This window comes from Mitsuaria sp. MSU3D (assembly GCF_056867975.1).
The window spans coordinates 5,130,389-5,147,188 of sequence record NZ_CP200314.1 but is presented as its reverse complement, the minus strand read 5'-3'; the positions used below and the strand labels follow the sequence as shown (position 1 = coordinate 5,147,188).

The following is a 16,800-nucleotide window of genomic DNA, read 5'->3' as shown; positions in this document are numbered from 1 at the left end:
CCGGGTACAGTGCCGGACATGCTCGCTTACCGACACGCCTTCCACGCCGGCAACCACGCCGACGTGCTCAAACACCTGGTGCTGGCCGAGGTCCTCCGCTACATGGGGGAAAAGGACAAGCCCTACACCGTCGTGGACACCCACGCCGGCGCCGGCGGATACGCCCTCGACGGCCGCTACGCCCAGAAGAACGCCGAACACGCCGGCGGCATCGCCGCGCTCTATTCGCGCAAGGACCTGCCCGCGCCGCTGCAGCAGTACGTGCAGCTGGTGCACGACTTCAATCCCGGCAAGAAGCTCGAGCAGTACCCCGGTTCGCCGGCCATCGCGCGCATGCTGATGCGCTTCGACGACCGCCTGCGCTGCTATGAGCTGCACGGCACCGACCACCGCATCCTCGCCAGCTACCTCGAGGACCGCGCCAACACGCAGGTCCTGCAGCAGGACGGCTTCGCGTCGCTGAAGGCCGAACTGCCGCCGCCCTCGCGGCGCGGCGTCGTGCTGATGGACCCCTCCTACGAGATCAAGGCCGACTACGGCAAGGTCGTCGCCGCGTTGCGCGAAGGGCTGCAACGCTTCGCCGACGGCACGATCGCGATCTGGTATCCGCAGCTGCAGACCGTCGAGTCCGCGCAGCTCGTGCAGCGCCTGAAGTCGGCCTCCGAGCCCGTCGCGAAGAAGGGCTGGCTGCACGTGCGCCTCACCGTCACGCAGGCCGACGAGCGCGGCTTCGGCATGATGGGCAGCGGCATGTTCGTCGTGAACCCGCCGTTCGTGCTCCACGACAAGCTGGCCGAATGCCTGCCCACGCTCGTGGACACGCTCGGCCAGTACGACGACGCCAACTACCTGCTGGAACAGCAGACCGCCTGATCGCGCTCCCGCGCGCATCCGGGCTCGAGGCCCCGGGCTCCGGGCTTTGGGCTTACACGAAGTTCTCGCTCGGAGCAGCGGAGGCCGGTGCCCCTGGGAGCGAATTCCGAGCAGCGAGGAGGAGATTGAGCGGACAGGGGCACCGGCCTCCGCTGCGATCTCCTGCAGCGATCAATACCCGACCGTGAACCGCCGACGGATGTGCTGCGGGCGTTCGAGCTCGTCGACGATGGCGACTGCCAGGTCGGCTGTCGACACGTGCGCCGGGCCGTTGGCGTCCGTCACCGGCGTATCGAGGCTGACGCGATAGCTGCCGCGGCGCTCGCCGGGTTCCAGGTGGGGTGCGGGCGACAGGAAGGTCCAGTCGAGCGACGACTCCAGGCGGATCAGGTTCAGCGCTTCACGCGCGGCCAGGGCGCCTTGCTTCCATTGGTCCGGGAATTCCGGCAGGTCCACGATCTGCACGCCCGGGGCCGCATACAGGCTGCCCGCGCCGCCGACCACCAGCAGGCGCTTCACGCCGGCGCGTTTCACGCCCTCGTAGATCGCGCGGGTGCCGTCCAGGAACTCGGTGTGGATGTCCGGCACCGACCAGCCCGGGTTGTAGGCGCTGACGACCGCGTCGCTGCCTTCGACGGCGGCGGCGACCTGGTCCGCCTGCTTCGCGTCGGCCTTCACCACGGTCAGGCCGGAACGGGTTTCCAACTTCGACGGATCGCGCGCCAGGGCGACAACCTCGTGGCCGCGGGACAGCAGTTCCTTGAGCACTTCCTTGCCGACAAAGCCGGTCGGTCCGATCAGGGCGACTTTCATGGGGATTCCTTTCGAGGGAGATTCCGAGGGATTCGGGGGAGCGACGGGGTGTCGCGATGAAGTGAACTGTAGAAACTTCACAATCGCCGCAGAAGTCCTCAGAATCCGACTCCATTCTTTAGACCATCTACACAATCCCCGATGCTGGACCAACTCCGCCGGATGGCCGTGCTGGCGACCGTCGTCGAACAGGGCAGCCTGGTCGCCGCGGCGCGGCAGCTCCAGACCACGACCTCCGCGGTCAGCCAGCAGCTGCGCGCGCTGGAGCGCGACATGGGCGTGACGCTGCTGCACCGCTCGACGCGGCGCATCAGCCTGACGCCCGCTGGCGAGCGCTTCGTGCAAGGCTGTCAGGCGATGCTCGCCGCCGCGCGCGAGGCGCAGACCCAGCTGCACCACCTGCGCGACGCGCCCGAAGGCGAGCTGCGCATCAGCGCGCCGGTAGGCGCCGCGCGGCAGATCGGGCCGGCGCTCGGGCCGCTGCTCTCGGCGAACCCGGGGATGAGCCTGCACCTGGAAGTCGACGACGGCTTCACCGACCTCGTCGCCAAGCGCATCGACCTGGCCGTGCGTTTCGGCCGGCTGCCCGACAGCAACTGGGTCGCGCAGCGCATCGGCCAGCGGACGGTCGGTCTCTATGCGGCGCCCGCTTATCTGGCGCGGCGCGGCGTGCCCACCTCGATGTCGGACCTGACGCGGCACGACTGGGTGTTCCTGCGTTCCGACAGCGGCGCGATGCGCAGCCTCTCGCTCGTCGGCCCCGAGGGGCGCGAAGAGGTGCTGCGCGTCAGCCCACGCGCGAGCAGCAACAACCAGCTCAGCCTGCAGCAGTTCTGCGAAGCGGGCATCGGGCTGGCGCTGCTCAGCGCGGAAGATGTGGATGAGTCGCAGGCCCAGGGCCGCCTGTGGCCGCTGCTGCCGGGCTGGTCGCTGCCGACGCTGCCGGTCTACGTGATGACGCCGCAGCGCGATGCGCAACCGGCCAAGGTCCGGCATGCCATCGAGGCGCTTCGTCCTGCGTTTTCGGGCTCGCCCTCGACAGCACATCCGACATCGTCGGCATCCTCCGCATCGTCGACCGCATCCGCCAGGAGCGCCCCCGATGGCCGATGACCACTGGATCCAGCTGCGCCGCGACCCGCGCACCGGCATCGAGACCGTGCGGGCGCACTTCACCGGACATGCTTACGACCCCCACGGCCACGACGAGCTCCTGATCGGCATCACGCAGCAAGGCGTGCAGCGCTTCCGTTGCCAACGCGCGCTGCACACGAGCACACCCGGGCGCGCGATCCTGATCGAACCGGGCGCGGTCCACGACGGCCATGCCCCGGAGGATGCCGGCTTCACCTACGCGATGCTCTACCTGCCGCAGGACTGGACGACACGGTTGCTGGCGCAGCACGGGCTCGGCGGGTTGTCCGCGATCCAGCCGGCGTTTCGCGACACGCTGGCGGAGGATCCGCGCCTCGTCTCGGCGATCGGGCAGGCCTTCGACGCCCTGCACGCCGGCGAGTCGCGCCTGGGCTGCGACCAGCACCTCGACCGCCTGATCGGGCTGCTCGCGCGGCATGTCGGTGTCTCGGACGAACCGGTCCGCGGGGACTCCACCCGGCTCGCCGAGCGCGCCCGCGAGTTCCTCCATGACCGGATGGCCTGGGACGTCGGCCTCGACGATCTGGTCGCGCACACCGGGATGGATCGCTTCCGGCTGACGCGGCAGTTCAAGCAGTCCTTCGGGCAATCGCCGCATGCCTACCTGGTGAGCCTGCGGCTGCGTGCCGCGCGGGCCCTGCTGGCGCGCGGCCATCGTCCGTCCGAAGTGGCGACCGAGGTCGGCTTCTCCGACCAGAGCCACCTGGGCCGCTGGTTCCAGCGGGCCTATCGCCTCACGCCGGCGGACTACCGGCGCCGCTGCACAAACGTTCTAGACCGGGATCCGGGGCCACCGTGAGGATGCGGTCTTCGCAGTTGAAGCACGCAGTGCGACGTCCATGTTTGATACGAAAGTGGCGATCATCGTCCGGAACGACCTGGCGACCTGGCAACGGCTGAACGTGACCGCGTTCCTCGCGACGGGCGTGGCGGCCTCCGCGCCGGAGGCCATCGGGGAGCCGTATGTCGATGCCCTGGGGCGCCGGTTCGCGGCCATGCTCGGCCAGCCGATGCTGGTCTTCGAAGCCGACCTCGCCGGCCTGCAGACCGCGCACCGCCGGGGCATCGACAGCGACCTGACCCTGGTGCCCTACGTCCATGCGATGTTCTCCACCGGCCATGACGAAGCCAACCGCAACGTCTTCCTCGCGGAGGACGCCCACCACCCCGACCTCGTCGGATTGGCGCTGCGGGGACCGAAGAAGGCGGTCGACAAGGCCGTCAAGGGCCTCTCGCTGCACCGCTGACGGTTCCTCGGTTGTCCGCATGGCACGGTCACGGCTCGCCGGTACATTCGCCGGATGCCATTGAGTCAAGCCGCCTGGGCCCGCATCGTCCCCTTCGCCCTCTTCATGTTGCTGCTGGCGCTGCGGGGCGCCTTGCCGGAGCAGAACACGCTGGGTCTCGATCCGCGCTGGATCTACGCATTGAACCTGGTGGTGGTCGGCGGCGCGCTGGCCTTGTTCTGGCGCGGCTACGGCGAATTCGACCGGCAGAACCGGCCGCGTCTCGGCGAGGCCGGGTTGAGCATCGCCGTCGGGTTGATCGTCTTCGGGCTGTGGATCCATCTGGACGCGCCATGGATGCAGCTCGGCGAGGCGACCGCCGCCTTCGTGCCGATGACGGCGGACGGTCGCGTGGACTGGCCGCTGATCGCGGTCCGCTGGCTCGGTGCGACGCTGCTGGTGCCGGTGATGGAGGAGCTGTTCTGGCGCAGCTTCCTGATGCGCTGGATCGCGAGCCCGCAGTTCGAGACCGTCGATCCGCGCGCCGCCGGCCTGCGCGCGCTGGTGCTGTCGACCTTCGTCTTCATGCTCGCCCACACGCTGTGGCTGGCGGCGATCGCCGCCGGCGCGGCCTATGCATGGCTCTACATCCGCACCGGCAAACTGTGGTGCGCCGTCATCGCGCATGCGGTGACGAACGGGGTGCTCGGGATCTGGGTCGTCTACAGCGGACGCTGGGAATTCTGGTGACCGGCCCGAAGGCGCCGCCGCTCAGCGCTTGAGCGCCTTCGTCACCGCCGCCGGCCGCTGCAGGTGCTTGAAGCGCTCGAACAGCCAGCAGCGCATGCCCATCACGAGCGTGAACTGGCGCTTCTCCTCATCGGGCAGCTTCTGGTCGAGCAGGTGCTGGCGCGCGAAGTCCTCGGCGACGCGCTGAAGCCGGTCGCGCAGTTCGCGCGCCATGCCGGGGCTGAGCTGGCCGTGGACCAGCATCAACAGTTCCGCGTCGTTGTCGAAGCCTCCGGCGAAGAAGTCCTGCATGACGTTCTCGCGGAAGAAGGCCATTACCGGACCTTGCGGCCGCCAGCGGAAGGTCTTCGCCACCTGCAGGCGATAGCGGTTCAAGGGCCGCAGCTCGATGATGCCGAGCCGGTCCAGTTGCGCCAGCGCGCGCGTCACGTCCGGCTCGCCCATGCGGTAGGTCGCGACGATCTGCTCGAAGCTCCACTGGCTCAGGCAGCAGATGGCGGTCAGCAGCAGCTTCTCGTCGGCGACGACCTCGCGCTCCTGCTGCAGCGTCAGCTCGCGGCGCAAGGGCTGCGACTGCGCCAGGCGCTGCGAGAGCTCGGCGAAATCGGTCTTCAGCACGCGGCAGATCTCGTCGATGCGCGACAGCGGCATCTCGCCGCCCGACGCGAACATGCGCTTCACGCTGGACTCCGACAGGTCCAGCGCCGTCGCCAGCTGCGCATAGCTGATGCCGGACTGCTTCAGCTCGGCCTTGATCAGATCGATGAGGGATTGCGTGCTCGCCATGGGGGCGGACGTTAGCGCAACTCGCTGGCACGACCGGGTACCGGGATTCGAGACCGGCCGGCCCGCGCCGCGATACCGCCGCACATGAAGCGCGTCATGGCCGGCGTGCGTCCCGACCATCGCGTCCGTTCCAACTTCCACGGGCGCCGACCATGCTCAGCCGACGTCATCTCCTGTGCTGCGGCGCCGCCGCGGCGGCGGGTCTCTTCAGCGCGCTCGCGGCCGATGCGGCCGGTCCGTTGCGCAATCCCTGCGGCCATGCCTCTCTGCCGATTCCGGGCGTCGATCCGCAGTGGCTCGAACGGATCTGGGACGGCCTCGACCTCCAGCAGCTCTGGGACGTCCACGCCCATCTGATCGGCACCGGCGATTCGGGTTCGGGCTGCTGGATCGCGCCGTCGCTGTCGCAGTGGTGGCATCCGGTCGAGTTCGCCCGCAAGCACGCGATCCTCAACGGCGCCTGCGTCGATCCGCTCGCCGTCGCCGCGGGCGATATCGACCGCGCGTACGTCCGCCGCCTCACCGCGCTGGCCGATGCGTTCCCGGTCGGCGCACGCTGGCTGCTCTTTGCGTTCGACGAGGCCGTGGACGCCGCCGGCCACCGACGGCCCGACTGGACGACCTTCCACGTGCCCGATGCGTATGCCCGCGCCGTCGCGGCCGCACGACCCGACCGCTTCGGTTGGGTCGCCAGCATCCATCCGAACCGCGAAGACGCACTGGCACGGCTGGACCGCGCAATCGCCGGCGGCGCGCTGGCGATCAAGTGGCTGCCCAGCAGCATGGCCATCGATCTGCGCGACGCCCGGTTGCGGCCGTTCTACGACCGTCTCGCCGCGGCACGCCTTCCGCTCATCGTCCATTGCGGGGAGGAGCACGCCGTCCCCGGCGCGGACCGCCAGGACCTCGGCAATCCGCTGCTGCTGCGCGAACCGCTGCGCCACGGCGTGCGCGTGATCGCGGCGCACTGCGCCTCGCTGGGTCACGCGATGGACCTGGACCTCCCCCGCCCCCGCTCCGTGCCCGCCTTCGAACTCTTCGCCCGCCTGATGGACGAACCTGCCTGGCAGGGCCTGCTGCTGGGCGACGTCTCCGCGATGTTCCAGTTCAACCGCCGGCCCGAGGTCTGGCGGACCGTGCTGCGTCGCCAGGACTGGCACGACCGGCTGCTGCACGGCTCCGACTACCCGCTGCCGGGGGTGCTGCCCCTGGTCCGGCTGGCCCAACTCGTCCGGGCGGGTGTACTGGACGAGGCCCACGTCGCTCCTTTGGGGGCATTGCGCGACCACCACCCCCTGATGTTTGATCTCGCCCTCAAGCGGCTCGCCCGGTGGCAGGGAGACGCACTGGCCGCCCCGGTCTTCGCGACCGCCCGGCACTTCCCTGTGCAGGCGGCGTGAAGGACACCCCGGAACCCCGGGGCCTACCCAGGCGATCGGGGCCGGACCAAGCGGTAGCACCGATCGATACCGGGATAGGCGGCGGGTGATACTCGCCGCAAATCTGCAGGGGGACCGGACCGCTCGCGACGACAGTCGCGCCATCGCCACCGGAAACCACTCAAAGGGGCGATGACCCCGGCAAACACACCGGTCCTGACCGACCGGCCCACAGGAGGAAACGTAGACATGAGCACCCCGCACATCCGCATCCAGCGCGACACGCAAGCCTGGCGCTACCAGGTGTGGATCTCCTTCGGCATCAGCGTCGCGCTGTGCGCGATCGGTCTGGCCTGGCTGCCCGGCGCCGACCTGGACCGCGCCTTCATGGTCATGGGCTACGTGTTCTGCCTGTCCGCCGCCTTCGCGTTGTCCAAGTACATCCGCGACAACCAGGGCGCCCGCACCGACACGCCGATGTGGGGCCTGGTCGTCTGGAGCGGCTTCGCGCTGGCGATGTCGCTCACCGGCTGGGGCCTGTGGCGCATGGAGGTCCAGCCGGTCTGGAAGGCCTACCTGCTGGTCTGCTGGCTCTACCTGATCTCCAACGTCTTCACCCTCGCCAAGATGCTGCGCGATGCGCACGAGGCCGACCTGGCCGAGGCGCGCCAGCAAGGCCGCCGCGAGGCCCAGCGCGAAGCCGTGCCGGCCGCCGCTCAATGAGCGCCGCCGCCGACCTCGCACCGATCCCCTCTTCGACCTTTCCGACCGCAAGGAGTCTTCCCATGCGTCCCCGTTCGTCCCTCATCACCCTGCTGACTGCCGCCGCCCTCGCCTTCGGGGCGACCGGCGCCGCCCGCGCCCACGGCGGTCCCAGTGACGCCAGCGTCGCGTTGTCCGCCGTCCCGGTCGCCATCTCGGTCGTCGCGCCCTCCGCGGTGCTGGCCGGCGGCGCGGCCTTCGTCGTCGTCGCGGTCGAGAGCACCGCCCGCGGCACCGTCTGGGTCCTGGAGCGCGCCTCCGACGGCGTGCGCATCAGCGTCGAGTTCTCCGGCAAGGTGGTGGTCGGCGCCGCGACCTCCGTCGGCACGGCCGTCGTCGTCACGGCGATCAGCACGGGCTATGTGATCTCCGCCGCGGCCGAGGCCATCGCCTTCATCCCGAACGAGATCGGCGCCTCGCTGCTCTACAACGAGCGCGTCACCAACAAGGACCGCGTCACGCGATGAGCGGCGGCCCTGCCATGAAGGCGGTCCTGGCGGCTGCCGCGCTGGCGGCGACCCTCGCGACGGCACCGGCCCACGCGGGCCGGCCCTGCGAGGACAAGCAGCCCACGCTCGACCAGATCCGGCGCGGCATGGACCTGGCGCAGGCGACCGCCGCCGCGCTGGACCGCAGCGGCGCGGACGTGGTGCTGCTGGCGCGCGCGGGCCAGAACCTCAGCGAGTACGGGCTGCGCTGGTCGCATGTGGGCTTCGTCTATCGCGACACGATAGGCAGCGGCGCCGATGCCAAGCCGGTCTGGCGCGTGATGCACAAGCTCAACCAGTGCGGCACGGCGCTGGCCGACCTGTACCGGCAAGGGCTGGGCGAGTTCTTCATGGACAGCCCGTTCCGCTACGAGGCGGCGTACTCGGTGCTCAAGCCCGAACTGCAGCAGGCGCTGCTGCCCTTGCTGCGCGAGAACGCCCGCGTCGCCGCGCTGCACACGCCGGCCTACAACATGGTCGCGTACCCGTGGTCCCGCGAGTATCAGCAGAGCAACCAGTGGGCGCTGGAGACCCTGGCGGCGGCCGCGGCGCCGCGCGAGGTCTTCAACCGAGCGCAGGCGCAGGACTGGCTCAAGCGCCAGGGCTACGAGCCGTCGGACCTGCGCCTGTCGACCGCGAAGCGCCTGGGCGCGCGCATCGGCATGGCCAACGTGGCCTTCGACGATCATCCGTCCGCGAAGCGCTTCTCCGGCCACATCGAGACCACCACCGCCGACACCATCTTCAGCTGGCTAACCCGCAGCGGCTACGGCCAGGCGCCGCAGAACGTCAAGGCCGCGCCCTGACGACCGCGCGCCAGGCCACTGATCGATCTCCTCCCCCGACTTCCACAGCGAGCCCTCCCATGAGCGACTCTTCCCACACCAGCCAGTTCGCATTGCTGAGCCAGCGCCGCTTCGCGCCGTTCTTCTGGACGCAGTTCCTTGGCGCGGGCAACGACAACCTGTTCAAGTTCGCCTTCACCGTGCTGGTGACCTACCAGCTCAACGTGAGCTGGTTGCCGGCGGCGCAGGCCGGGCTGGCGATCGGCGCGCTGTTCATCCTGCCGTTCGTGCTGTTCTCGGCCACCAGCGGCCAGCTCGCCGACAAGTACGACAAGGCGCGGCTGATGCGCCTCGTGAAATCGCTCGAGATCGTCATCATGGCGCTGGCCGCCTACGGCTTCTACGCCGTCAACGTGCCGGTGCTGCTGGGCTGCGTGTTCCTGATGGGGCTGCACTCGACGCTGTTCGGGCCGGTCAAGTACGCCTACCTGCCGCAGCATCTGAACGATCACGAGATCACCGGCGGCAACGGCATGGTGGAGATGGGCACCTTCGTCTCCATCCTGCTGGGCAACCTGGCGGGCGGCCTGCTGGTCGCGACGCCGATCGTCGGGCCGCAGCACGTCGCGATCGCCTGCGTGGTGGTGGCGCTGCTCGGTCGCGCGACGGCGCAGGCGATTCCCGCCAGTCCGTCGACGGATCCGAACCTCGTCATCAACTGGAACCCGGTCAGCGAGACCTGGCGCAACCTGAAGCTCGCGCACGGCCAGCTGGCGGTGTTCCGCTCGCTGCTGGGCATCTCGTGGATGTGGTTCTTCGGCGCGGTGTTCCTGGCCAACTTCCCGTCGTTCGCGAAGGAAGTGCTGCACGGCAACGAGCAGGTGGCGTCGCTGCTGCTGATGGTGTTCTCCGTCGGCATCGGCGTCGGTTCGCTGCTGTGCGAGGTGCTGTCGCGCCGACAAGTCGAGATCGGCCTGGTGCCGCTGGGCGCGATCGGGATGAGCGTCTTCGCGATCGACCTGTACTTCGCGTCGCGCGGGCTGCCGCCGTCGGCGCCGATGAGCGTGGGCACCTTCCTCGCGAATCATGCGCACTGGCGCGTGCTGGCCGACCTGGGCCTGCTGGCGCTCTTCGCCGGCCTGTACAGCGTGCCGATGTACGCGCTGATCCAGATGCGCGCCCAGCCGTCGCACCGCGCGCGGATCATCGCGGCCAACAACATCCTCAACGCGCTGTTCATGATCGCCAGCTCGATCCTGGCCGGTGCGCTGCTGGGCGCCGGGCTGTCGATCCCGCAGCTGTTCCTGGTGGTCGGCATCGCCAACGCGCTGGTCGCGTTCTACATCTTCCTGGTGGTGCCGGAATACCTGCTGCGCTTCTTCGCCTTCGTGCTGTCGCGCGTCATCTACCGCTTCCGCGTCAGCGGCGATCAGCACATCCCGACGCAAGGCGCGGCGGTGCTGGTGTGCAACCACGTGAGCTTCGTCGACGCGGTGCTGCTGATGGCGGCGAGTCCGCGGCCGATCCGCTTCCTGATGGATCACCGCATCTTCCGGGTGCCGGTGCTCGGCTGGCTGTTCAAGCTGGCCAAGGCGATCCCGATCGCGCCGCAGAAGGAAGACGCCGCGACCTACGACGCCGCGTTCGCCGCCGCGCAGGCGGTGCTCGACGACGGCGAGCTGGTGGGGATCTTCCCCGAGGGCGGCCTGACGCGCGACGGCTCGCTGCAGACGTTCAGGGGCGGCGTGATGAAGCTGCTGGAGGGGCGCCCCGACATGCCGGTGGTGCCGATGGCGCTGCAGAACCTGTGGGGCTCGTTCTTCTCGCGCGTCGAGCAGGGGCAGGCGATGGTGCGGCCGTTCCGGCGCGGGCTGTTCAGCCGCGTGGGGCTGGTGGCGTCGGCGCCGATCGCGGCGAAGGATGTGACGCCGGAATTGCTGCGGGAACGGGTGGCGGCGCTGCTGGGCCCGGAAAGCGCTGTGGTGGCTCAGACAGCGAAGGCGTGAGCTGACATGAGGCTTGTGGCATCACAGCGTTGGAAGCTATGGCTCTGCGCAGCGAGCGTAGCGGCGGTTGGTGCTTGCTACCTCATCCCAGATGCTCTTGCCACTCTGCTCGGTACGAGTCCAGCCATGCTCAAGCTCGCGGCGTCGCTTACTGGGCTTTTCGTGCTCGTCGGGGCCTGTCTGGCCATCCGGTGCCCCTCCTGCGGCTTGAGCCTTGTCTGGCATGGGATCTCGAAGATGTCGAGCAACGACTGGCTCGCTTGGCTGCTTGACGTTCGAACCTGCCCCCGCTGCGGCCACGAAGCACCGGATCGCCAATGAGGAAAGGCCGCCGTTCCGAGGGAACAGCGGCCTTTGAAGATGCCAACGGGCGGCGACATGTTGTCAACACGCTTACCGAACGCTTGATCCGCAAGAGGGCCTTCTGCTCTTGAGCCTCACAAGGCTCTTCGAGGCGAAATCAACGGCAGCTCGCCGACGCCATCTTGAAATCGCTGTTCTTCGAGCGCTTGTAGACCACTTCGCAGCTGGAGTAGCCGTCGAGCGAGCGCGCCAGCTCCACGCGAGTGCGGAAATAGCTGCAGACGGCGAAACCGCCGGTCATGCCTTGCAGGTTCCAGCTCTGCGTGCGAGTCGCGCCGCCCTTGCCGTCCTTGCGCTCTTCTTCCTTGTCGTAGATCTCGCCGTTGGGCGAGCCGACTGGTCCGGCGTTCAGGGCGAAACCGGTGAGTTGGTGTTGCGTACGCTCGGAGCCTGCGGTGGTGGCTTCCCAGCCGGCGGGAACGGTGGTGAGCGACTGATTCGTGAGGGGCAGTTGCGCCGGGCAACTGAAGGGCTCCGGCGCAGCGGCCGCCTCCAATCCGAAGCCGGCAGACAGCATCGCGAGGGTGATGAAACGGACGGGCGACAAGGCGATGCGCATGATGGAGAGGCAGTCTAGGAGGCCTGAGCGCCGAAGCCACTGACCATGGTCATCCCGCTCAATATCACGCGCTACGCGCGCCTCGCCGCATCAGCCGCCTGATCCTCAACTTGATCGCCCTCGCCGAGCGCCACACCGCGCTCGCGCGCACCCAGACCAGCAGGCCTTCCTTCCATACAGTCCAGCGGTCGTAGAGGCGCGCGAACCAGGGCAGGCTCATCAGCGCGGGCTGCGTCAGCGCGAAGATCCGCGCGACCACCGCCGTGCCGACGACCTTGGCGAGGACGATGACGGCGAGCCCCAGACCCGGCCGGCCGATGCCCATGAGCCAGAGCGCCAGCAGCTTGATCGGCAGCAGCAGCAGGCCCGGCAGGAAGAAGACGACGAGCGCCACATACGGCGGAAGCCGTCTCACGACGGCTTCCAGCTGGCGCAGCACCGGCAGGCGGCCGATGGCGCCCATCACGCGCTGCAGCGGCTCCCAGCCCCATTCCTCGAAGAGGATGATGATGGCCAGGACGACGCGGATCAGCCAGCGGAACGGCGCGACGAGCAACTTCAGCATCACGCCATCTTTGCACGCCCGAACTTAGGACCTTCTGAAGTCCCCGGTCGCAAAACCGTGGAAGGACGGCGTTGATGGGGGACGGCGATGCGTGGGGTTTTGGCGCTTGCCGCCAAGGCCCCATGCATCGGCGGCCAACGCCCCATCCTCAGCAGGTAGGCGCCTTCAGCAGGCAGGCGGTCTCACACCCCGCGCGCCCGATCCGCCGCGAACCGCTGCCGGAACCCTTCGAAGTCGCCGGCATCCAGCGACTCGCGGACTTCCTTCATCAGGTTGAGGTAGTAGTGCAGGTTGTGCACGCTCGTCAGCATCGGGCCGAGCATCTCACCGCAGCGGTCGAGGTGATGCAGGTAGGCGCGGCTGAAGTTCTGGCAGCAGTAGCAGCTGCAGGTCTCGTCGACCGGCTTCTCATCGGACTTGTAGCGCGCGTTGCGCAGCCGCAGGTCGCCGAAGCGGGTGAACATGTGGCCGTTGCGCGCGTTGCGTGTCGGCATGACGCAGTCGAACATGTCGACGCCCTGGCGCACGCCTTCGACCAGGTCCTCCGGCGTGCCCACGCCCATCAGGTAGCGCGGCTTGTCCGCCGGCAGCTGATGCGCGATGTGATCGAGGATGCGGAGCATGTCCGCCTTTGGCTCGCCCACCGACAGCCCGCCGATCGCGTAACCCGGCAGGTCCAGGTCCTTGAGCCCGGCCAGCGACACGTCGCGCAGGTTCTCGAACATCCCGCCCTGCACGATGCCGAACAGCGCGTTCGGGTTCTGCAGCTTCGTGAACTCGTCCTGGCAGCGCTTGGCCCAGCGCAGGCTCATCTCCATCGACAGCCGCGCTTCCTTCTCGGTCGTCAGCTGGCCCTTGGATTCATACGGCGTGCATTCGTCGAATTGCATGACGATGTCGCTGTTGAGCACCGTCTGGATCTGCATCGAGATCTCGGGCGTCAGGAACAGCTTGTCGCCGTTCACCGGCGACGCGAACTTGACGCCCTCCTCGCTGATCTTGCGCATCTCGCCCAGCGACCAGACCTGGAAGCCGCCCGAGTCCGTGAGGATGGGCTTGTTCCAGCTCTCGAAGCGGTGCAGCCCGCCGAACTGCTTCATGATGTCCAGGCCCGGCCGCATCCAGAGGTGGAAGGTGTTGCCCAGGATGATCTGCGCGCCCATTTCCTCGAGCGACCTCGGCATCACCCCCTTGACGGTGCCGTAAGTGCCCACCGGCATGAAGATGGGCGTCTGCACGACGCCGTGGTTGAGCGTCATGACGCCGCGTCGCGCGCGGCCTTCGGTCTTGAGCAGTTCGAACTTCAGCATGGGCGCGATTATCGGGCCCCGCGTCCGATGGGGGTCGCGCCGTGGCGAGGCGTCACGGCCGCGGCGTAGACTCCTCTCGCAATCGGGAGCGCAGACTCCCCGGAGAAGCATCTTGAGGTCCTGGATCGCCGCCCTTGTCGCGACGGCCGCCGGCACCATCGCGCCGGCGCCCGCGCTCGCCTGCGGGCCGTACACGGTCGGCCTCTACGAGTACAGCGGGCTCTACTACCGCGACGCCCAGGGACATTGGACCGGCATCGACAAGGACGTCGTCGACGAAGTGGCCCGCCGCAGTGGCTGCAAGCTCTCGGCCATCACCGAATCGCGCGTGCGCATCTGGGCGCGGCTCGCCTCCGGCCAGATGGACATGACGGTCTCCGCGATGATGACGAAGGAGCGGGAGCTCCTCGTCGAGTTCATCCCGTACATCGAGTCGAAGCAGTTCGTCGTGATGCGCCCGGCGCTGGCGGCCTCAAGCGGAACGCCCGCGGCCTTCCTCGCCGACAAGCGGCGCCGCGTCATCGTCGTGCGCGGCTACGTCTTCACGCCGACGGTGGAATCGTGGCTCACGACCCTGCGCATCCAGGGCCGCGTCGACGAGGCGCCCGATCAGCCCACCGCGATCCGCATCTTCAAGGCCGGCCGCGGTGACGCCGTCGTGCTGGGCGCGCACAGCCTGGCCCTCGCGCGGCGCGCGGATCCGGTGTTCGCAGCCTTCACCGCGCTGTCCTTCGCGCCGAACGAGCGCAGCATCGGCGCGCTGGCGCTGTCCCGCGAACGCATTCCGCAGGCCGATCGCGACCTCATGCGGCATGCCGTCGACGAGATGCTCAAGGATGGGACCATCGAGGGCTTCAAGCACAAGCATCTCGGCGATCTGTCCCAGACCCCGTGAGGCAATCGCGTCGGACGACGCGGACGCGACAATCCCGCCCATGCCCCACAGCCTCGCCGCGCCGGTCCACGCCGAACTGATCATCAAGAAGAGCCGCTTCATCGGCTGCGTGGAATCGGTGCCCGATCGCGCCGCGGCGCTGGCGCGCGTCGAGCAGCTGCGCACCGAACACCCCGGCGCCGCCCATGTCTGCTGGGCGCTGATGGCCGGCGGGCAGTCGGCCGCCAACGACGACGGCGAGCCCGGCGGCACCGCCGGCCGCCCGATGCTGGAGGTGCTGCGCCACCAGGACCTGGAAGGCGTGCTGGCGACGGTGGTGCGCTACTTCGGCGGCGTGAAGCTGGGTGCGGGCGGACTCGTGCGCGCCTACACCGACGCCGTCGCGCAGGCGCTGCTGAAGGCCGACAAGGTGCCGGTGATCCGGCTGCGGACGCTGCGCTGCACCCTGCCCTACGCGCAGGAAGGCCTGCTGAGGCGCGAGGCCGAGAAGGCCGGGGCGCAGCTGGTGGACGTGGCGCATGGGGCGCTGGTCGAGGTCACGCTGCGCTTGCCGGAGAGCGCCGCTGAGGGCTTCATCGCAGTGCTCAACGAGGCCGGGCAAGGGCGGATCGGCTGGCTCAAGGAAGCCTGAGTTGCCCGTTGGCGGAGCGATAAGCGCGCTGACCTTCGAAGTAAGCACGCTAACATCGCAGGTTGCATTTTCCCCTACCGTGAGGCGTACCGTGGCCGCAACCATCCTCCAAAAGATTCCCGCCGGCGAGCGCGTCGGCATCGCCTTCTCGGGCGGCCTGGACACCAGCGCCGCGGTGCACTGGATGCGCGGCAAGGGCGCCGTCCCCTGCGCCTACACCGCCAACCTCGGCCAGCCCGACGAGAGCGACTACGACGAGATCCCCCGCAAGGCCAAGGCCTACGGCGCCGAGATCGCCCGCCTGGTCGACTGCCGCGCGCTGCTGGTCGCCGAAGGCATCGCCGCCCTGCAGTGCGGCGCGTTCCACATCAAGAGCGGCGGCGCCACCTACTTCAACACGACCCCGCTGGGCCGCGCCGTGACCGGCACCGCCCTGGTCGTGGCCATGCGCGACGACGGCGTCAACATCTGGGGCGACGGCTCGACGTTCAAGGGCAACGACATCGAGCGCTTCTACCGCTACGGCCTGCTGGCCAACCCGGCGCTGAAGATCTACAAGCCCTGGCTGGACCAGACCTTCATCGACGAGCTCGGCGGCCGCAAGGAGATGAGCGAGTACCTCATCGCCAACGGCTTCGACTACAAGATGAGCGTGGAGAAGGCCTACTCGACCGACTCCAACATGCTGGGCGCCACCCACGAGGCCAAGGACCTGGAGTTCCTGAACAAGGGCATGAACATCGTCACCCCGATCATGGGCGTGGCCTTCTGGCGCGACGACGTGGCGATCAAGGCGGAGACGGTGACGGTGCGCTTCGAGGAAGGCGTGCCGGTGGCGATCAACGGCCAGACCTACGCCAACCCGGTCGACCTGTTCATGGAAGCCAACCGCGTCGGCGGCCGCCACGGCCTGGGCATGTGCGACCAGATCGAGAACCGCATCATCGAGGCCAAGTCCCGCGGCATCTACGAAGCCCCCGGCATGGCGCTGCTGCACATCGCCTACGAGCGCCTGGTCACCGGCATCCACAACGAGGACACGATCGAGCAGTACCGCATGAACGGCATGAAGCTCGGCCGTCTGCTGTACCAGGGCCGCTGGTTCGACCCGCAATGCCTGATGCTCCGCGAGACCGCCCAGCGCTGGGTCGCCCGCGCGATCACCGGTGAAGTGACGCTGGAGCTGCGCCGCGGCAACGACTACACGATCCTCGACACCGTCAGCCCCAACCTGACCTACGCGCCGGAGCGCCTGTCGATGGAGAAGGTCGAGGACGCCGCCTTCACGCCGGCCGACCGCATCGGCCAGCTGACGATGCGCAACCTGGACATCGCCGACACCCGCGAGAAGCTCGGCGTCTACAGCCGCAGCGGCCTGCTGGGCAAGAACTCGGAAGGCTCGATTCCGCTGCTGACCGGCGGGGGCGAATAAGCACCGAGTCGGCACCGAGCCG

Annotated in this window: 18 protein-coding genes; 13 read left to right on the top strand and 5 right to left on the bottom strand. The window is 68.7% G+C overall.

Features of this window, described 5'->3' with window-relative positions; genetic code table 11:
* Positions 1–18: 18 nt before the first annotated feature.
* The gene (locus AC1VNM_RS22600; RefSeq protein ID WP_483108377.1) at positions 19–873 is read left to right on the top strand and encodes a 23S rRNA (adenine(2030)-N(6))-methyltransferase RlmJ; all 855 of its coding nucleotides are present in this window, start codon (positions 19–21) and stop codon (positions 871–873) included.
* A 171-nt stretch (positions 874–1,044) separates the two neighbouring features.
* Here AC1VNM_RS22600 and AC1VNM_RS22595 read toward each other — a convergent pair whose 3' ends face one another.
* On the bottom strand, positions 1,045–1,686 hold the full coding sequence (locus AC1VNM_RS22595) for an NAD(P)-dependent oxidoreductase (RefSeq protein WP_483108376.1): 642 nt from the start codon (positions 1,684–1,686) through the stop codon (positions 1,045–1,047).
* A 141-nt stretch (positions 1,687–1,827) separates the two neighbouring features.
* Between AC1VNM_RS22595 and AC1VNM_RS22590 the strand changes: the two genes are divergently transcribed.
* Genes AC1VNM_RS22590 through AC1VNM_RS22575 form a run of 4 tightly spaced genes read left to right on the top strand, consistent with a single transcriptional unit; the run spans position 1,828 to position 4,817 of the window.
* Positions 1,828–2,799 (top strand): LysR family transcriptional regulator, encoded by a 972-nt coding sequence (locus tag AC1VNM_RS22590; RefSeq protein ID WP_483108375.1) that lies wholly within the window; start codon positions 1,828–1,830, stop codon positions 2,797–2,799.
* Entirely contained in the window at positions 2,789–3,640 is an 852-nt protein-coding gene (locus tag AC1VNM_RS22585) for an AraC family ligand binding domain-containing protein (RefSeq protein ID WP_483108374.1), read from the top strand. The genes AC1VNM_RS22590 and AC1VNM_RS22585 overlap by 11 nt, the downstream gene beginning before the upstream one ends.
* 40 nt (positions 3,641–3,680) lie before the next feature.
* Positions 3,681–4,088 carry a DUF2000 family protein gene (locus tag AC1VNM_RS22580; protein WP_483108373.1) on the top strand — a complete coding sequence of 136 codons (408 nt, stop codon included), beginning with the start codon at positions 3,681–3,683 and terminating at the stop codon, positions 4,086–4,088.
* Positions 4,089–4,142: 54 nt separating this feature from the next.
* Positions 4,143–4,817, top strand: coding sequence for a CAAX prenyl protease-related protein (locus tag AC1VNM_RS22575; RefSeq protein WP_483108372.1), 675 nt, complete (start codon positions 4,143–4,145; stop codon positions 4,815–4,817).
* A 21-nt stretch (positions 4,818–4,838) separates the two neighbouring features.
* Here the strand turns inward: AC1VNM_RS22575 and AC1VNM_RS22570 are convergent, their stop codons facing one another.
* Entirely contained in the window at positions 4,839–5,603 is a 765-nt protein-coding gene (locus tag AC1VNM_RS22570; RefSeq protein ID WP_431100988.1) for a helix-turn-helix domain-containing protein, read from the bottom strand.
* Positions 5,604–5,755: 152 nt separating this feature from the next.
* On the opposite strand from AC1VNM_RS22570, the gene AC1VNM_RS22565 reads away from it, so the two are divergent.
* From AC1VNM_RS22565 to AC1VNM_RS22545, 5 genes are all read left to right on the top strand, one after another.
* Positions 5,756–7,003: an amidohydrolase family protein gene (locus tag AC1VNM_RS22565; RefSeq protein WP_483108371.1), complete on the top strand. Its 1,248-nt coding sequence runs from the start codon at positions 5,756–5,758 to the stop codon at positions 7,001–7,003.
* 228 nt (positions 7,004–7,231) lie between these two features.
* The gene (locus tag AC1VNM_RS22560) at positions 7,232–7,705 is read left to right on the top strand and encodes a YiaA/YiaB family inner membrane protein (RefSeq protein ID WP_377158725.1); all 474 of its coding nucleotides are present in this window, start codon (positions 7,232–7,234) and stop codon (positions 7,703–7,705) included.
* Positions 7,706–7,767: 62 nt separating this feature from the next.
* Positions 7,768–8,211, top strand: coding sequence for a hypothetical protein (locus tag AC1VNM_RS22555; RefSeq protein ID WP_377158727.1), 444 nt, complete (start codon positions 7,768–7,770; stop codon positions 8,209–8,211).
* Positions 8,208–9,038 (top strand): DUF2145 domain-containing protein, encoded by an 831-nt coding sequence (locus AC1VNM_RS22550; protein WP_483108370.1) that lies wholly within the window; start codon positions 8,208–8,210, stop codon positions 9,036–9,038. Before AC1VNM_RS22555 ends, AC1VNM_RS22550 begins: the two co-directional genes overlap by 4 nt.
* A 59-nt stretch (positions 9,039–9,097) precedes the next feature.
* Entirely contained in the window at positions 9,098–11,023 is a 1,926-nt protein-coding gene (locus AC1VNM_RS22545) for an MFS transporter (RefSeq protein WP_377158730.1), read from the top strand.
* Between the two features lie 460 nt (positions 11,024–11,483).
* Here AC1VNM_RS22545 and AC1VNM_RS22540 read toward each other — a convergent pair whose 3' ends face one another.
* The 3 genes from AC1VNM_RS22540 to tgt all read right to left on the bottom strand — a co-directional run bounded on the left by AC1VNM_RS22540 (position 11,484) and on the right by tgt (position 13,820).
* Complete coding sequence (locus AC1VNM_RS22540; protein ID WP_483108369.1) at positions 11,484–11,945, bottom strand: STY0301 family protein; 462 nt, start codon at positions 11,943–11,945, stop codon at positions 11,484–11,486.
* A 64-nt stretch (positions 11,946–12,009) separates the two neighbouring features.
* Positions 12,010–12,510, bottom strand: a complete 501-nt coding sequence (locus AC1VNM_RS22535; protein ID WP_483108368.1) for a hypothetical protein — start codon at positions 12,508–12,510, stop codon at positions 12,010–12,012.
* A 182-nt stretch (positions 12,511–12,692) separates the two neighbouring features.
* Positions 12,693–13,820: a tRNA guanosine(34) transglycosylase Tgt gene (gene tgt, locus AC1VNM_RS22530; RefSeq protein WP_483108367.1), complete on the bottom strand. Its 1,128-nt coding sequence runs from the start codon at positions 13,818–13,820 to the stop codon at positions 12,693–12,695.
* Between the two features lie 112 nt (positions 13,821–13,932).
* Between tgt and AC1VNM_RS22525 the strand changes: the two genes are divergently transcribed.
* The 3 genes from AC1VNM_RS22525 to argG all read left to right on the top strand — a co-directional run bounded on the left by AC1VNM_RS22525 (position 13,933) and on the right by argG (position 16,778).
* Positions 13,933–14,715 (top strand): substrate-binding periplasmic protein, encoded by a 783-nt coding sequence (locus AC1VNM_RS22525; protein ID WP_483108366.1) that lies wholly within the window; start codon positions 13,933–13,935, stop codon positions 14,713–14,715.
* 40 nt (positions 14,716–14,755) lie between these two features.
* Positions 14,756–15,346: an IMPACT family protein gene (locus tag AC1VNM_RS22520; RefSeq protein WP_483108365.1), complete on the top strand. Its 591-nt coding sequence runs from the start codon at positions 14,756–14,758 to the stop codon at positions 15,344–15,346.
* Between the two features lie 91 nt (positions 15,347–15,437).
* Entirely contained in the window at positions 15,438–16,778 is a 1,341-nt protein-coding gene (argG, locus tag AC1VNM_RS22515; RefSeq protein ID WP_483108364.1) for an argininosuccinate synthase, read from the top strand.
* Positions 16,779–16,800: the final 22 nt, after the last annotated feature.

Coding starts and splice junctions, on each gene's coding strand:
- AC1VNM_RS22590 (WP_483108375.1), top strand. CDS start 1,828: ATGCTGGACCAACTCCGCCGGATGGCCGTGCTGGCGACCGTCGTCGAA.
- AC1VNM_RS22560 (WP_377158725.1), top strand. CDS start 7,232: ATGAGCACCCCGCACATCCGCATCCAGCGCGACACGCAAGCCTGGCGC.
- AC1VNM_RS22535 (WP_483108368.1), bottom strand. CDS start 12,510: ATGCTGAAGTTGCTCGTCGCGCCGTTCCGCTGGCTGATCCGCGTCGTC.
- AC1VNM_RS22540 (WP_483108369.1), bottom strand. CDS start 11,945: ATGCGCATCGCCTTGTCGCCCGTCCGTTTCATCACCCTCGCGATGCTG.
- AC1VNM_RS22565 (WP_483108371.1), top strand. CDS start 5,756: ATGCTCAGCCGACGTCATCTCCTGTGCTGCGGCGCCGCCGCGGCGGCG.
- AC1VNM_RS22575 (WP_483108372.1), top strand. CDS start 4,143: ATGCCATTGAGTCAAGCCGCCTGGGCCCGCATCGTCCCCTTCGCCCTC.
- AC1VNM_RS22600 (WP_483108377.1), top strand. CDS start 19: ATGCTCGCTTACCGACACGCCTTCCACGCCGGCAACCACGCCGACGTG.
- AC1VNM_RS22545 (WP_377158730.1), top strand. CDS start 9,098: ATGAGCGACTCTTCCCACACCAGCCAGTTCGCATTGCTGAGCCAGCGC.
- AC1VNM_RS22555 (WP_377158727.1), top strand. CDS start 7,768: ATGCGTCCCCGTTCGTCCCTCATCACCCTGCTGACTGCCGCCGCCCTC.
- AC1VNM_RS22570 (WP_431100988.1), bottom strand. CDS start 5,603: ATGGCGAGCACGCAATCCCTCATCGATCTGATCAAGGCCGAGCTGAAG.
- AC1VNM_RS22520 (WP_483108365.1), top strand. CDS start 14,756: ATGCCCCACAGCCTCGCCGCGCCGGTCCACGCCGAACTGATCATCAAG.
- AC1VNM_RS22585 (WP_483108374.1), top strand. CDS start 2,789: ATGGCCGATGACCACTGGATCCAGCTGCGCCGCGACCCGCGCACCGGC.
- AC1VNM_RS22595 (WP_483108376.1), bottom strand. CDS start 1,686: ATGAAAGTCGCCCTGATCGGACCGACCGGCTTTGTCGGCAAGGAAGTG.
- tgt (WP_483108367.1), bottom strand. CDS start 13,820: ATGCTGAAGTTCGAACTGCTCAAGACCGAAGGCCGCGCGCGACGCGGC.
- AC1VNM_RS22580 (WP_483108373.1), top strand. CDS start 3,681: ATGTTTGATACGAAAGTGGCGATCATCGTCCGGAACGACCTGGCGACC.
- AC1VNM_RS22550 (WP_483108370.1), top strand. CDS start 8,208: ATGAGCGGCGGCCCTGCCATGAAGGCGGTCCTGGCGGCTGCCGCGCTG.